Source organism: Agrobacterium sp. CG160-95, assembly GCF_053521725.1.
On sequence record NZ_JBNWDU010000001.1, the window covers coordinates 691,343 to 704,366 of the forward strand.

General features: G+C 60.4%; 14 protein-coding genes. 10 read left to right on the forward strand and 4 right to left on the reverse strand.

Annotated elements, in window-relative coordinates:
• The first annotated feature begins 8 nt into the window (after positions 1-8).
• Positions 9-1,109: a 3,4-dihydroxy-2-butanone-4-phosphate synthase gene (gene ribB / locus ACQZ63_RS03525; RefSeq protein ID WP_003511757.1), complete on the forward strand. Its 1,101-nt coding sequence runs from the start codon at positions 9-11 to the stop codon at positions 1,107-1,109.
• A gap of 168 nt (positions 1,110-1,277) precedes the next feature.
• On the opposite strand, the gene ACQZ63_RS03530 is transcribed toward ribB, so the two are convergent.
• Positions 1,278-2,471, reverse strand: a complete 1,194-nt coding sequence (locus ACQZ63_RS03530) for a winged helix-turn-helix domain-containing protein (RefSeq protein WP_111789419.1) — start codon at positions 2,469-2,471, stop codon at positions 1,278-1,280.
• Positions 2,472-2,586: 115 nt separating this feature from the next.
• Here ACQZ63_RS03530 and ACQZ63_RS03535 point away from each other — a divergent pair, with 115 nt between their 5' ends.
• From ACQZ63_RS03535 to dxs, 7 genes are all read left to right on the forward strand, one after another.
• On the forward strand, positions 2,587-3,267 hold the full coding sequence (locus ACQZ63_RS03535) for an ABC transporter ATP-binding protein (RefSeq protein ID WP_113555959.1): 681 nt from the start codon (positions 2,587-2,589) through the stop codon (positions 3,265-3,267).
• On the forward strand, positions 3,264-3,869 hold the full coding sequence (locus tag ACQZ63_RS03540; protein ID WP_113555961.1) for an energy-coupling factor transporter transmembrane component T family protein: 606 nt from the start codon (positions 3,264-3,266) through the stop codon (positions 3,867-3,869). The genes ACQZ63_RS03535 and ACQZ63_RS03540 overlap by 4 nt, the downstream gene beginning before the upstream one ends.
• Positions 3,870-3,900: 31 nt before the next feature.
• Positions 3,901-4,464 carry a biotin transporter BioY gene (locus tag ACQZ63_RS03545; protein WP_035197936.1) on the forward strand — a complete coding sequence of 188 codons (564 nt, stop codon included), beginning with the start codon at positions 3,901-3,903 and terminating at the stop codon, positions 4,462-4,464.
• 26 nt (positions 4,465-4,490) lie between these two features.
• The gene (locus ACQZ63_RS03550) at positions 4,491-5,426 is read left to right on the forward strand and encodes a histone deacetylase family protein (RefSeq protein WP_003511750.1); all 936 of its coding nucleotides are present in this window, start codon (positions 4,491-4,493) and stop codon (positions 5,424-5,426) included.
• Between the two features lie 2 nt (positions 5,427-5,428).
• On the forward strand, positions 5,429-5,683 hold the full coding sequence (locus tag ACQZ63_RS03555) for an exodeoxyribonuclease VII small subunit (protein ID WP_003503059.1): 255 nt from the start codon (positions 5,429-5,431) through the stop codon (positions 5,681-5,683).
• Positions 5,684-5,785: 102 nt separating this feature from the next.
• Positions 5,786-6,709: a pirin family protein gene (locus tag ACQZ63_RS03560; RefSeq protein WP_113555963.1), complete on the forward strand. Its 924-nt coding sequence runs from the start codon at positions 5,786-5,788 to the stop codon at positions 6,707-6,709.
• Positions 6,710-6,807: 98 nt separating this feature from the next.
• Positions 6,808-8,727, forward strand: coding sequence for a 1-deoxy-D-xylulose-5-phosphate synthase (dxs, locus tag ACQZ63_RS03565; protein WP_003511745.1), 1,920 nt, complete (start codon positions 6,808-6,810; stop codon positions 8,725-8,727).
• A gap of 41 nt (positions 8,728-8,768) precedes the next feature.
• On the opposite strand, the gene ACQZ63_RS03570 is transcribed toward dxs, so the two are convergent.
• Positions 8,769-9,131 (reverse strand): nuclear transport factor 2 family protein, encoded by a 363-nt coding sequence (locus ACQZ63_RS03570; protein WP_013635596.1) that lies wholly within the window; start codon positions 9,129-9,131, stop codon positions 8,769-8,771.
• 107 nt (positions 9,132-9,238) lie between these two features.
• Here ACQZ63_RS03570 and ACQZ63_RS03575 point away from each other — a divergent pair, with 107 nt between their 5' ends.
• Both ACQZ63_RS03575 and ACQZ63_RS03580 read left to right on the forward strand, forming a co-directional pair.
• A complete protein-coding gene (locus ACQZ63_RS03575) occupies positions 9,239-10,033 on the forward strand; it encodes a helix-turn-helix transcriptional regulator (RefSeq protein WP_113555965.1) in 795 nt (264 codons plus the stop codon).
• A gap of 6 nt (positions 10,034-10,039) precedes the next feature.
• Positions 10,040-10,348 (forward strand): putative quinol monooxygenase, encoded by a 309-nt coding sequence (locus ACQZ63_RS03580; protein ID WP_113555967.1) that lies wholly within the window; start codon positions 10,040-10,042, stop codon positions 10,346-10,348.
• A 54-nt stretch (positions 10,349-10,402) separates the two neighbouring features.
• Here ACQZ63_RS03580 and ACQZ63_RS03585 read toward each other — a convergent pair whose 3' ends face one another.
• Positions 10,403-10,786 carry an ACT domain-containing protein gene (locus ACQZ63_RS03585; protein WP_113555968.1) on the reverse strand — a complete coding sequence of 128 codons (384 nt, stop codon included), beginning with the start codon at positions 10,784-10,786 and terminating at the stop codon, positions 10,403-10,405.
• A gap of 126 nt (positions 10,787-10,912) precedes the next feature.
• Positions 10,913-12,934: a methyl-accepting chemotaxis protein gene (locus ACQZ63_RS03590; RefSeq protein ID WP_113555970.1), complete on the reverse strand. Its 2,022-nt coding sequence runs from the start codon at positions 12,932-12,934 to the stop codon at positions 10,913-10,915.
• Positions 12,935-13,024: the final 90 nt, after the last annotated feature.

Sequence of the window (13,024 nt, forward strand, 5' to 3'; positions counted from 1 at the left end):
AATCCGAAATGGCCTATGATCAGAAACGTGTCGTCGACGCTATCCGCGCTTTCGAAGCTGGCGAGATCGTTGTCGTGACCGACGACGACGACCGTGAAAACGAAGGCGATCTGATTATTTCGGCGGTTCATTGCACGCCGGAAAAAATGGCGCTGATCGTGCGCCACACATCCGGCATCGTTTGCGCGCCCATGCCGCGTGACGAGGCAAAGAGGCTGAACCTCAACGCCATGGTGGCGGAAAACGACAGCGCCCACACCACCGCCTTCACCGTCAGCGTCGACTTCAAGCATGGCACGACGACCGGTATTTCCGCGGATGACCGCACCTTGACGGTGCGCAATCTCGCCAACCCGAATGTCGGCGCGTCGGATTTCACCCGGCCAGGCCACATTTTCCCGCTGATTTCCCGCGAAGGCGGCGTGCTGATGCGTTCCGGCCATACCGAAGCGGCCGTCGATCTCTGCCGGCTCGCCGGCCTGCCGCCCATCGGCGTCATCAGCGAGCTGGTCAATGACGATGGCACTGTGATGCGCGGGCCGCAGGTCCTGGATTTCGCCGAAAAACACGGCATGAAGCATGTTTCGGTCGCCGATCTGATCGCCTATCGCCAGCGCAAGGAAACGCTGGTGGAGATGGAATCCTCCTTCACCATCCAAACCCCGTTCGGACCGGCCAAGGCGCATACCTATTCCCTGCCATGGGACCGGATGCAGCATATGGCGGTGATTTTCGGCGATATCCGCGATGGCGTTGATATTCCCGTCCGCCTGCACCCTGAAAACGTTGCTGACGACGTGTTCGGCGACCGCCAGCCGGTGCAGCACTATATGCAGAAGATCGCCGAAGAAGGCCGCGGCGTCATCGTCTATCTGCGCGAAGGTTCTGTCGGCGTCGGCCAGGTGGACGGACGACGCAAGGCGCGTGATCCCGACGAAGCGCACGCACAGGCCCGCTCCCGCGAAAATGAGTGGCTGGAAATCGGCCTCGGCGCGCAGATTCTCAAAGACCTCGGCATCAGCTCGATCAAGCTGATGACGACCCGCGAGCGCCACTATGTCGGGCTGGAAGGCTTCGGGATCAAGATTTCGGCAACGGATATCGGGTGATTTAGGGACGTCGCGAGGGCGCTTCGATTTGGCGTCCTCTCCTCCCGTCCGGCGTCATCCTCTGTCTTGCGCCGAGGATCTGCAGACGCATCCTATACATTTTCCGTTGCAGATGCTCGGGATGGGCCCGAGCATGACGGAAGAAACAGTCGCCGGCTCAAGGCGCAATTACACTTCCCGCCACCCCTCCAGATAATTCACACTCTCCACCCCCGTAAACTTCGCAAGCCGCGACAATTCCGCGTCTAGTTTTTCGAGCCTTCCCGCTGAGGCGCGCACGCCCGGTTCCAGCCACAGGCGGCGCACATCCAGCGTGCTGCGCTTGCGGTCTGCCTTCATGTCGATACGGCCGATCAGCCGGTCGCCTTCCAGAAGCGGGAAGACGTAATAGCCATATTGCCGTTTCGGCTCGGGTACGAAGACCTCGATACGGTAATAGAAGCCAAACAGCCGCTCCGTGCGGTTGCGGTCGCGCAACAGCGGATCGAAGGGGCTCAGCACACGGACGCGGGACGACGGTTCCGGCAGGTTGGCGACATCGGCGCTGAAATCCGCAAAGGCATAGGACGGACGGGCAGCACCGCCATCGCTTGCGAGAAGCGAGACCTCGCACAGTTCGTCACGGTGGCTCTTGACCCAGTCCCTCGCCTCCTGCGGGGTAACGAGATCAAAAAAGGCGGCGATTTCGCCATGGGTGGCAAAACCCAGCCGGGTGAGCGCCTGCCGGCAGGCCCAGTCGACGAATTGCGTATGCTCCACTTCGCTTTCGTGGTGCTCGCCGGGAATGACCCGCTCCGCCAGATCATAGACCTTCTGGAAATTCACGCGGCCTGATATGGCAAGCTTGCCGGTGTGCCACAGATATTCGAGTGCGGTCTTGGAAGGATGCCAGTTCCACCAGCCGCCGGACTGATGCCCCTCCTCCTTCAACTCACGCGCCAGAACAGGACCCGTGGCGGCGATGCGCTCCAGCGTCTCGGCGAAAGCCGCATCAAACCCCTCACCATGCCATTTGCGCCAGCGCTCCTGAATGATCGGCTCGCGGCGGCGGAAGCGGTGCTTCCAATAGGGGTAAAATTCGGTCGGCACGATGGAGGCATCATGCGTCCAGTGCTCGAACAGCGCGCGGTCCTTTTCCAGGAGTGCTGTCAGATGTTCGCGCCTGTAGGTCTGGTTTCGGGAGAATATTATCTGATGATGGGCGCGCTCCACCGTGCCGATACTGTCCACCTGCACGAAACCGATATCGGTAATGAGCTGCAGCAGGCCATCCTTGGAAAGCGCCTTTCCGGGCGGAGAGCAAAGCCCCTGCCGCGCCAAAAAAATCCGCCTTGCCGCTTCGTTTGAAACCTTGATCGTCATAAAGCAGAAGGTATGACGGCTTTTTCAGGATTGCAATGTTCTTTTTTTGTTCCTTGTTTCACTTCTGTTGATGACACGATATAGAACCGGAAAGCGATAGAGGGATGCATCAATCTTGGAAATCCGTTTCGACACCGCAGGCGTCGCCTTCGAGGGCAGGCAGGCTTTACAGCCCGTGTCCCTGACATTGACTGAACGGCGTATCGGCGTCATCGGCCTCAACGGCTCGGGCAAGACCACCTTTGCGCGGCTGATCAATGGTCTGACAAAGCCGACGCGCGGCAAGGTGTCGGTGAACGGTCTCGACACCGTCAAAGATGCGAGAGCGGTATTGCAGGCAGTCGGTTTCATCTTCCAGAATCCGCAGAACCAGATCATCCTGCCGATCATACGCGACGATGTCGCCTTTGGCCTCAAGCGACTCGGTATCGGCAAGACGGAGACAGAAACGCGGGTCAAGGCCGTGCTTGCCCGGCTCGGTATCGCTCATCTGGAAAAACGGCGCGCGCACGAGCTTTCCGGCGGCGAATTGCAGCTGGGGGCGCTGGCCGCCCTGCTGGTCACTGAACCGCAAATCCTCATTCTCGATGAACCGACCAATCAGCTCGACCTCAAAAACCGCGCGATCGTTGAGAAGACAATGGCTGCGCTGTCGCAGGCGCTTGTCGTCATCACCCATGATCTGCCGCTGCTTTCCGGCTTCGATCGCGTACTGGTTTTTCACGAAGGCGAGCTTGTTGCAGACGCCAACCCCGAAGAGGCGGTGGCACGTTATCTGGAGGTTGCGTCGCGATGAAGTCCCTGCATGTCGAAGGCACGGGCTGGCTCTACCGCGTCTCTCCGCGCCTCAAGCTCGTGACGCTGATGGTTTTCAGCATTGCGCTGTTTCTCACCCGCGATCTGCTTTTGCTGGGATGCGCCGTCGTTGTGGCCGCCGCCATTCTGCGCGAGACGCGGCTACAATTCCGCGAGATCGGCCTGCGGCTACGCCCGGTGATGCTGACCATTCTCCTCGTTGCCGCCTTCAGCTATCTGCTGCTTCCGGTACACGATGCGAGTGTCAATCTTCTGCGGCTGACTGCACTGGCGCTTCTCGCCACCGCCGTCACCATCACCGTCAGCATTTCGCAATTCATGGACGAAATCGCGTTTGCCGCCGCCCCGCTGGAAAGGCTGGGGCTGGTCAAGGCGGCCGATATCGGGCTCGCGGTCGGGCTCGTCGTGCGGTTCGTGCCGGAGATCGTCAATCGTTACCATGCGGTGCGCGATGCGCACCGCGCGCGCGGCCTCCCCGTTCGGCTGGCCACGATCATCGTGCCGCTCGTCATTATGACGTTGAAGGATGCGGATGCCATTGCCGACGCCATTGACGCGCGCGGTTTCAGAGGCCAAAGCTGACGGCAAAACAACCATCCGGAGTTCCCGAGCCATGACGACCCGCGACCTTGTGCTGATCTCGCTGTTTTCCGCCATCATCATCGCACTCGGACTTTTGCCGCCGATCACGCTTGGTTTCATTCCGGTGCCCATCACCGCGCAGTCGCTTGGCGTCATGCTGGCCGGTGTCGTGCTGGGGGCGAAACGCGGCACGCTCGCGGTTCTTCTGACCATCCTCATCGCCGCCATCGGCCTGCCAGTCCTCTCAGGCGGACGCGGCGGCCTTTCCATCTTCACCACGCCGACCACGGGCTTCCTGATCGGTTGGATTGCTGCCGCTTTCGTCACCGGCACGCTCTCGGAAAAACTCGTCAATCGCGGCCAGTCGGCTCTGACGCAGGGTATCGGTTTCTTCATCGCAAGCCTCGCCGGCGGCGTGGTCGTGCTTTATGCCTTCGGCATCTCCTATCTGGCGCTGGTGGTCGGGCTCGGGTTTGAAAAGGCGTTCATGGGTTCGCTCGCCTTCATTCCCGGTGATGCGTTGAAGGCCGTGCTTGCCGCCCTTGCCGGCCGCGCTGTGATGGTCGGTTATCCGCTTTTGCCGCAGCGCGCTTGATCAGCTTATTTCGGGAGGATTAGAGAATGGCGACCCGTCTTTACGAACATCCGATCTTCCTTGAACACATCACGCCGGAAGGCCATCCCGAGCGGCCGGATCGGCTGCGATCTCTGAACATTGCGCTCGAACATCCGAATTTCGAGCGGCTGGTCCGCAAGCAAGCGCCGCAGGCCAACGAGGATGCCGTGCTTCTGGCGCATCCGGAGGAGCATCTGCTGTCCGTCATGCGCCAGATTCCCGAGGAAGATGGCGAGATCAACCGCGTCGAGGCCGACACCTATGTCTCGCCGAAAAGCCTGCAAGCGGCGCTGACCGGTATTGGCGCTGCGATGGTGGCGGTAGATGACGTGTTTACGGGTGCCGCCGACAACGTCTTCGTTGCGTCCCGCCCGCCCGGCCACCATGCGGAAACCGCAAAGGCCATGGGGTTCTGTCTCTTCAACAATGCAGCAATCGCCGCCCGTCACGCCCAGAAGGTGCACGGCGCAGAGCGCGTCGCCATCATCGACTGGGACGTGCATCACGGCAACGGTACGCAGGATATCTTCTGGAACGACACGTCAGTGCTGTTCTGTTCCACCCACCAGATGCCGCTTTACCCGTGGAGCGGCGATAAAAACGAAACCGGCGTGAAGAACAATGTCGTCAACGCGCCACTTTCCCCCAATACCGGCAGCGAGTATTTTCGCGAGGCGTTCAAATCCCGAGTCCTGCCGGCGATTGCCGATTTTTCGCCCGATCTCATCATCATCTCCGCCGGTTTCGACGCGCATCACCGCGATCCGCTGGCGCAGATCAATCTGGTGGGCGAGGATTTCGACTGGGCGACGGGGCGGCTGCTGGAAATGGCGGACAAATACGCCTCGAACCGGGTCGTCAGCCTGCTTGAAGGCGGTTATGATCTGGAAGGGCTGGCGGAATCGGCGGCCATGCATATTTTGAGAATGATGAAGGGTTGAAAATGACGGAAAATGCCAACACAGCCGATGTCAGCGGTTATTCCTTCGAAAAGGCCGTCGCCGAGCTGGAAAGCATTGTTGCACGCCTGGAGCGCGGAGACGTGGCGCTGGACGAGTCGATCGCCATCTACGAGCGCGGCGAAGCCCTGAAAAAACATTGCGAGACGCTGTTGAACGCCGCCGAAAAGCGTATCGAGAAAATCCGTCTCGACCGCGCCGGAAAACCACAGGGCGTGGAGCCGCTGGACGGGGAATAAACACGTCCTGTTGAACGGGGGCGACACAGCGTTCAACATTACGGCGCACCCACGTCGTATCGTTCGTGGTAAGCTTGCGTGTAACGATACGAGGAGCTTCGGATGTCCTTCTTTCCCGGCAACGATCCTGTCGCGGGTGATGCTTTCGCCTGCGACGCCATCGAAAACCTCATCATTCCGCGCACCAGCGATATTGGCGGCTTCGCCGTGCGGCGTGCGCTGCCGACGCGGCAGCGGCGGCTGGTCGGCCCATTCATCTTTTTCGACCGCATGGGTCCGGCCATCCTGAAGGCGGGCGAGGCGCTGGATGTCAAGCCGCATCCGCATATCGGGCTTTCCACCGTTACCTATCTGTTTGACGGCGAAATCAAGCATCGCGACAGCCTCGGCACCGAACTGGTCATCCGGCCCGGCGACATCAACCTGATGACGGCGGGGCGCGGAATCGTGCATTCGGAGCGCACGCCGGAAAACCTGCGCGGCCATCCGCTTTCCATGTCCGGCCTGCAGACCTGGCTTGCCCTCCCCGATCATATGGAGGAAATCGCCCCGGCCTTTTCCCATACCGCCCGGGAAGACATGCCTCTGATCGATATCAAGGGCGCATCCGGCCGGGTCGTTATCGGTGATTTCGAAGGCCTCACTTCCCCCGTTTCGGCTTTTACCGACACGCTTTACGTTGACCTGACGCTGGAACCGGGTGTGAAATTCCCGTTCTCCGCCGACCATGAGGAACGGGCGATCTACATTCTTTCCGGCTCTCTGGATGTCGCGGGTGACGTTTTTGCCGCCGACCAGTTGCTCGTCTTCCGGCCCGGCGACGACATCACATTGCAGAGCGGCAGCGGCGGCTGTCACATCATGATCTTCGGCGGTGCGGCACTCAACCAGCGCAGTTACATCTGGTGGAACTTCGTTTCGTCATCAAAAGAACGCATAGAGCAGGCCAAACAGGAGTGGAGAACCGGACGCTTCGATATCGTTCCCGGCGACGAAGAAGAGTTTGTGCCTTTGCCGGAGGGTTGAAATTCTATAGAAGTGAACGACATGCAGGGCTCAACTGCCGGCTTTCCATATGAAAGACGCACTGGTGCCCACCGCTGACACGAGAAAAGGCCGAACGATTGACCGGAATGCCACAGACCCCATTGCTTGACCGGGTGAATTTTCCATCCGATCTCAAGGAGATCGACGATCGCGACCTGCCGGAACTGGCAAGGGAGTTGCGCGACGAGATGATCGACGCGGTGTCGAGCACCGGCGGGCATCTGGGTGCCGGTCTGGGCGTGGTGGAGCTGACGATTGCCATCCACAAGGTGTTCAACACGCCTGAAGACCGGCTGATCTTCGATGTTGGCCACCAATGTTATCCGCACAAGATCCTGACCGGCCGTCGCGAGCGCATCCGCACGCTGCGCCAGGAAGGCGGGCTTTCCGGTTTCACGCGTCGGGCCGAGAGCGAATATGACGATTTCGGCGCCGGCCATTCCTCCACCTCCATTTCCGCCGGTCTCGGCATGGCGGTGGCTGCGGGGCTGGATCAGAGCGACCGCAAGGTTATCGCCGTCATCGGTGATGGCTCCATGTCTGCGGGCATGGCGTTTGAGGCGCTCAACAATGCCGGTGCGCTCGACGCGCGGTTGATCGTCATCCTCAACGACAACGACATGTCGATTGCGCCGCCGACGGGCGCGATGAGCGCTTATCTCGCGCGGCTCGCCTCCGGCCGCACCTATATGGGCTTTCGCGATTTCGGCAAGAAACTCACCGCCTATCTCGGCAAGACCATCGACCGCGCCATTACCCGCGCCGTGACCCATGCGCGCGGTTACGTGACGGGTGGCACGCTGTTCGAGGAGCTTGGCTTCTATCACATCGGCCCGATCGACGGTCATTCCTTCGATCACCTGCTGCCTGTACTGCGCAATGTGCGCGACAACCAGAAAGGCCCCGTTCTCATCCATGTGGTGACGCAGAAGGGCAAGGGTTATGCGCCAGCAGAAGCGGCAGCGGACAAATATCACGGCGTCAACAAGTTCGATGTCATTACCGGCGCACAGGCGAAAGCCAAGCCGAATGCGCCAAGCTATACCAGCGTGTTTGCCGAAGCGCTTATCCAGGAAGCGACCCTCGACGACAAGATCATCGGCGTCACCGCCGCCATGCCTAATGGTACCGGGCTGGACAAGATGGCCGAGCTTTTCCCGGCCCGCACCTTCGATGTCGGCATTGCCGAGCAGCACGCCGTCACCTTCGCGGCGGGGCTTGCGGCTGACGGTTACAAGCCGTTCTGCGCGCTTTATTCCACCTTCCTGCAACGCGGTTACGACCAGCTGGTGCATGATGTGGCGATCCAGAGCTTGCCCGTGCGCTTCCCCATCGACCGCGCCGGTTTCGTCGGCGCAGACGGACCGACCCATGCCGGCTCTTTCGACACCACATTCCTTGCCACCCTGCCCGGCATGGTGGTTATGGCGGCGTCCGACGAGGCCGAGTTGAAACATATGGTTCGCACAGCCGCAGCCTATGATGAAGGCCCGATTTCCTTCCGTTATCCGCGCGGCGAAGGCGTGGGCGTCGAGATGCCCGCGCGCGGTGAGATTTTGCAGATCGGCAAGGGCCGCATCATCAAGGAAGGCACGAAGGTCGCACTCCTTTCCTTCGGCACACGCCTTGCCGAATGCCTGGCAGCAGCCGAAGACCTCGATGCCGCCGGACTTTCGACCACGGTTGCCGATGCGCGCTTCGCCAAGCCGCTCGACCTCGACCTCATCCGCCAGCTTGCCGCTCATCACGAGGTTCTGGTGACGATCGAGGAAGGCTCTGTCGGCGGTTTCGGTGCACATGTGCTGCATTTCATGGCAAGCGCAGGCTTGCTCGACCATGGCCCGAAGGTTCGGACCCTGACCCTGCCCGACCATTGGGTGGAGCAGGCCAAGCCGGAGACCATGTATGCCAATGCCGGCCTCGACCGCGCCGGCATCGTTTCCACCGTGTTCAATGCGCTCGGCCAGCGTCAGGCCGGCGTCGGCTTCGCCGGCTGACAGCATTACCGGGACAGAAGGCGGGACGATCCGCCTCTGCCTCAGGATGCGGCGCCATCGAGAAAACCGACGACATTTTCAATCTGCCCCTCGGCATTTAGGCTGACGACATCGGTTCCGCCGGCGACATCTTCTCCGTCAGGCGAAATGAGACGCCATGAAAAACGGGTGAAGTTGCCGTGGCCATCCGGGGTGCCTGTGAGCACAAAGCGATATCCCGGAAATTTCTGCCGCGCCGCCTCGATCATCGCGGCAATCCCCTGCTGCCCCTCACCCTGCATCAAAGGATCTGTATAGCACGCCATTTCAGCCCAGCCTTGGCTGACGAGGCGCTGGCGGCGTTCATCGTTCTCCTCGTTCCAGACAGCGAGGTAGGTTTCGGCGATTTTGAGATGTTGCGTCATGATTGCGCTCCTTTTGGTTGACGGCCTGAGCATGCCGGGGGCTGTGACGCAGAACAATTACCTGCGAGGTAATCGCATTGCCGATATCTTCTGCTAGGCTGCGGGGCATGACACATCATCAAGAACATGTCGGCCAGGTGCTTAAGGAATGGCGGGCGCGCCGCAGATTGAGCCAACTCGATCTGGCGTCCGATGCCGAGATATCGGCGCGCCATCTGAGTTTTGTGGAAAGCGGGCGATCTTCGCCCAGCCGTGAAATGCTGGCAAGGCTGGCAGAGCAGCTTTCCATGCCAGCCCGCGCCGCCAACCGGCTGATGCTGGCGGCAGGCTATGCGCCGATCCATTCCGAACGATCACTGGATGCGCCTGATATGACGGCCGTTCGTAAGGCCGTCGAAACCGTGGTGCAGGGCCACATGCCCTTCCCGGCACTTGCCGTCGACCGCCACTGGAATCTGGTTCTTGCCAATGATGCGATCAAATCGCTTCTCGCCGGCATATCCGAAGACCTGCTTCACCCGCCCCTCAATGTATTGCGGCTGAGCCTGCATCCTGATGGCTTGAGTTCACGCATCGTCAATCTTGCCGAATGGCGGCATCACCTGCTGGATCGCCTACGCCGCCAAGTCGAAGAGACCGGAGACGAGACGCTTTCCCGGCTGCAGGCGGAACTTTCCGCCTATCCCGCGCCCGCAGCTCCACGGCATTCCGCCGGGCCCGATCCGTTGGCGATACCGCTCGAACTACGTGATCCGTTGTCCGGGGGCGTGCTGCGCTTCATTTCGACCACCACGGTTTTCGGAACCGCCACGGATGTGACGTTGTCCGAGCTGGTGCTGGAATGTTTCTACCCGGCCGACGCCGAGACCCGCGCCGCCCTGATGCACGGCACAAAGGAGTAATTATCCATGCACACCACCTATCTCATCGGCTTCAAGGTCCGTGCCAATCAGCGCGAACGTTTTCTAGGATTGCTGAATGATCTGCTCGACGCCATGCGACAAGAGAACACCTTTGTGAACGCAACCCTGCATCGGGACGGCGAAAACGAAAACCACTTCCTGTTGCATGAGACCTGGAGCGATCATCAGGATGTCCTAGACGTTCAGGTTCATCGTCCCTATCGGCAGGCTTGGCACGATGCCTTGCCTGAACTTCTGGATGCCCCGCGCGATATCTCCGTCTGGCACCCCATGCGGGCTGATCACGCTGCGTGAGACTATCATCGTCCCACCAACGCATGGTGCATCAGTGTCGCTGCGAAATGGATATTAGATGAGCGAATGCCCAGCATTTTTCAGCAGAACGAAAGCTTTTTCCAGATCGTTCGATTTCACAAGCAGGTGGTCGCCATCGAAAGTCGAAACCACAAATATACCGATCTCATTGGTCGAGAGCGGCTCGATAACGGACAAGACGATGCCCGTTTCATCGAAGGCAAATGGCCCCTGTAGCTTTAGACAGGACCAACCCGTATCAGATCTGACATGCCCAGGTATACGATCTTCCCGGCAGACGATGGAAAGCTCATCATCGGTCCGGGTGATACTGACGAAGCCACCGCCATCGGCCCAGACCGGAATGGCTTCAGATGCCTCAAGTCGGGCCACCCCATATGCACCATCCAGAACTTTCAACTTGATCCTAGGTGCCATCTCGAAATCACCTTTGTTGGGAAACCGCGACAGAACGCGTGGTTGAGTGCTCGCGCCGTAAATCTAGCAACAAAAAGGGGGCTTCACAGCCCCCTGATTCACGCTTGATGATCGTGACCGTCAGGATCAGAACTCCGTCCAGTCCTGATCCTTTGCAGCCGGCGCTTCCGCTTTGCCGCCAAAGGCGCGGGCGAGGCTTTGGCCAAGGGCGCGGGCGGGTGAAGCGACCGGCCTTGCGGTTGTGGAGGCAGGCTTCACTGCGGCTTTTCTGACTGGTGCGGCGGGTGCGGGCTGGTAGACAGGCTTCACCGAGGACTGGCGAGGAGCAGAATATCCGCCGGCGCCGGCAACGGCACCGCGAACGCCGCCCACCTTGAACTGGCCGAGCAGGCTATTGAGCGCTTCCGCTTCACGGGCGAGCGAATGGCTGGCAGCGGTCTGCTGCTCAACCATTGCGGCATTCTGCTGCGTGCCCTGATCCATGGTGTTCACGGCCGTGTTGATTTCCTGCAGACCAGTCGCCTGTTCGCGGGCAGCGACGACGATGGCGCTGACATGGGCGTTGATCTCCTCGACTTCTGCCACGATGAGTTCGAGCGCCTTGCCGGTCTCGTCGACGAGGTTGACGCCGTTTTCCACCTGCTGGCTGGAAGCGCCGATCAGCGTCTTGATTTCCTTTGCGGCATTGGCGGAACGCTGGGCGAGTTCACGCACTTCCTGCGCGACGACGGCAAAGCCCTTGCCCGCGTCACCCGCACGGGCGGCTTCGACGCCTGCGTTCAGCGCAAGCAGGTTGGTCTGGAAAGCGATATCGTCGATGACGCCGATGATATTGCCGATTTCGCCTGATGATTTTTCGATCTCGCGCATGGCGGCAACCGCCTTGCGAACCACGACGCCGGATTTTTCCGCTCCGCTGCGGGCACGCTGAACCAGATTGCCGGCGTCCTCAGCACCCCTTGCGCTGTCACGCACCGTGGTGGTGACTTCTTCCAGTGCTGCGGCGGTTTCCTCGATGGAAGCAGCCTGCTGTTCGGTGCGGCGTGACAGGTCGTCGGCAGCAGAGAGCATTTCCGAAGCCCCGGCATTGATTGCAGCGGCATTCTCGCCAACTGCGCGCATGGCCTGCTGCAGCTTTTCGACAGCGCTGTTGAAGTCGATACGGATGGGGTCGATGTAGGAGGCGAACGGCGTTTCGATACGGTAGGCGAGATCGCCTTCCGCCAGAGCCGCAAGACCCTTGCCAAGCTCATCACGCGCAAGGGCGTTAGCGGCTTCGTCCTGGGCCTTCTCTTCCTCGTTGCGGCGGCGCTCGGTCTCGGTTGCGGAGCGCATGCGCTCGGTTTCGCCGGCAAGGCGGGATTTTTCCAGCCCGGCTTCCTTGAAGACGAGAACGGCCTTCGCCATTTTGCCGACTTCATCCTTGCGGTCGAGAGCCGGAACTTCCGTGGTCATATCGCCGTCGGCAAGCCTGCTCATAGCCGCCGTCATACCGACGATCGGCGTGACGATGGAGCGCGACAGGGCCCAGATGAGGGCCACGGCCAAAAGACCGGCAACCGCGCCGCCACCCAGAAGTGCGAGCTTGAGGTTGAGTGCGGCAGCATCCTGCTGTGCGGCGTAGCTTGCCGACAAGCCGTTCAGCTGGTCCTTGATCTTGGCGGCGGAGGCACGGAAACCGTCGAGCTGACCCTTGGCCTGATTGCGACCGATCTCGATGATTTCGGAAATCGGTGCTTCGGTCGTCTTGCGGGCGGCAAGCTGCGGTTCCGCCAGTTCCTTGAAGAACACGGTGGCGGATGCCTGCATGTCATCGATGGATTTCAGAATGTCCGGCTGGCCGGCGGCAAGCGCACGGGCTTCACCAAGCTTCTTCAGCATCAGATCGCGCTGGGCGAAAACATCGTTGTAGGTGCTGTCGCTGCGAAACAGCAGAAAGCCGCGCTGGTTGACGGCCTGTTCCAGCATTGCGGCCGTCGCACCGTCAACCGCATGCAGGATGTTGTTGGCCTTGTTGTTCTGGACCGTGACGTGCTCGCTCCCCAGCGTCTGCCAGAAGACCACCGCCGAGGCGAGCAGGCAAACGCCCATCAAGACGCAGAAGGTGACAATGAGCTTAATGTTGATGGGGAAATTTTTTAGCGACATCGCAAACTCTCTCGGCGACCTGATGCCACGGAGCAAGCGTCTGCGCTGCAACGGTCGCAATTTTGGAAATGGGAGGAGATGCCGTCATGG

Coding starts and splice junctions, on each gene's coding strand:
- ribB (WP_003511757.1), top strand. CDS start 9: ATGGCCTATGATCAGAAACGTGTCGTCGACGCTATCCGCGCTTTCGAA.
- ACQZ63_RS03530 (WP_111789419.1), bottom strand. CDS start 2,471: ATGACGATCAAGGTTTCAAACGAAGCGGCAAGGCGGATTTTTTTGGCG.
- ACQZ63_RS03540 (WP_113555961.1), top strand. CDS start 3,264: ATGAAGTCCCTGCATGTCGAAGGCACGGGCTGGCTCTACCGCGTCTCT.
- ACQZ63_RS03545 (WP_035197936.1), top strand. CDS start 3,901: ATGACGACCCGCGACCTTGTGCTGATCTCGCTGTTTTCCGCCATCATC.
- ACQZ63_RS03550 (WP_003511750.1), top strand. CDS start 4,491: ATGGCGACCCGTCTTTACGAACATCCGATCTTCCTTGAACACATCACG.
- ACQZ63_RS03555 (WP_003503059.1), top strand. CDS start 5,429: ATGACGGAAAATGCCAACACAGCCGATGTCAGCGGTTATTCCTTCGAA.
- ACQZ63_RS03560 (WP_113555963.1), top strand. CDS start 5,786: ATGTCCTTCTTTCCCGGCAACGATCCTGTCGCGGGTGATGCTTTCGCC.
- ACQZ63_RS03570 (WP_013635596.1), bottom strand. CDS start 9,131: ATGACGCAACATCTCAAAATCGCCGAAACCTACCTCGCTGTCTGGAAC.
- ACQZ63_RS03575 (WP_113555965.1), top strand. CDS start 9,239: ATGACACATCATCAAGAACATGTCGGCCAGGTGCTTAAGGAATGGCGG.
- ACQZ63_RS03580 (WP_113555967.1), top strand. CDS start 10,040: ATGCACACCACCTATCTCATCGGCTTCAAGGTCCGTGCCAATCAGCGC.
- ACQZ63_RS03585 (WP_113555968.1), bottom strand. CDS start 10,786: ATGGCACCTAGGATCAAGTTGAAAGTTCTGGATGGTGCATATGGGGTG.
- ACQZ63_RS03590 (WP_113555970.1), bottom strand. CDS start 12,934: ATGTCGCTAAAAAATTTCCCCATCAACATTAAGCTCATTGTCACCTTC.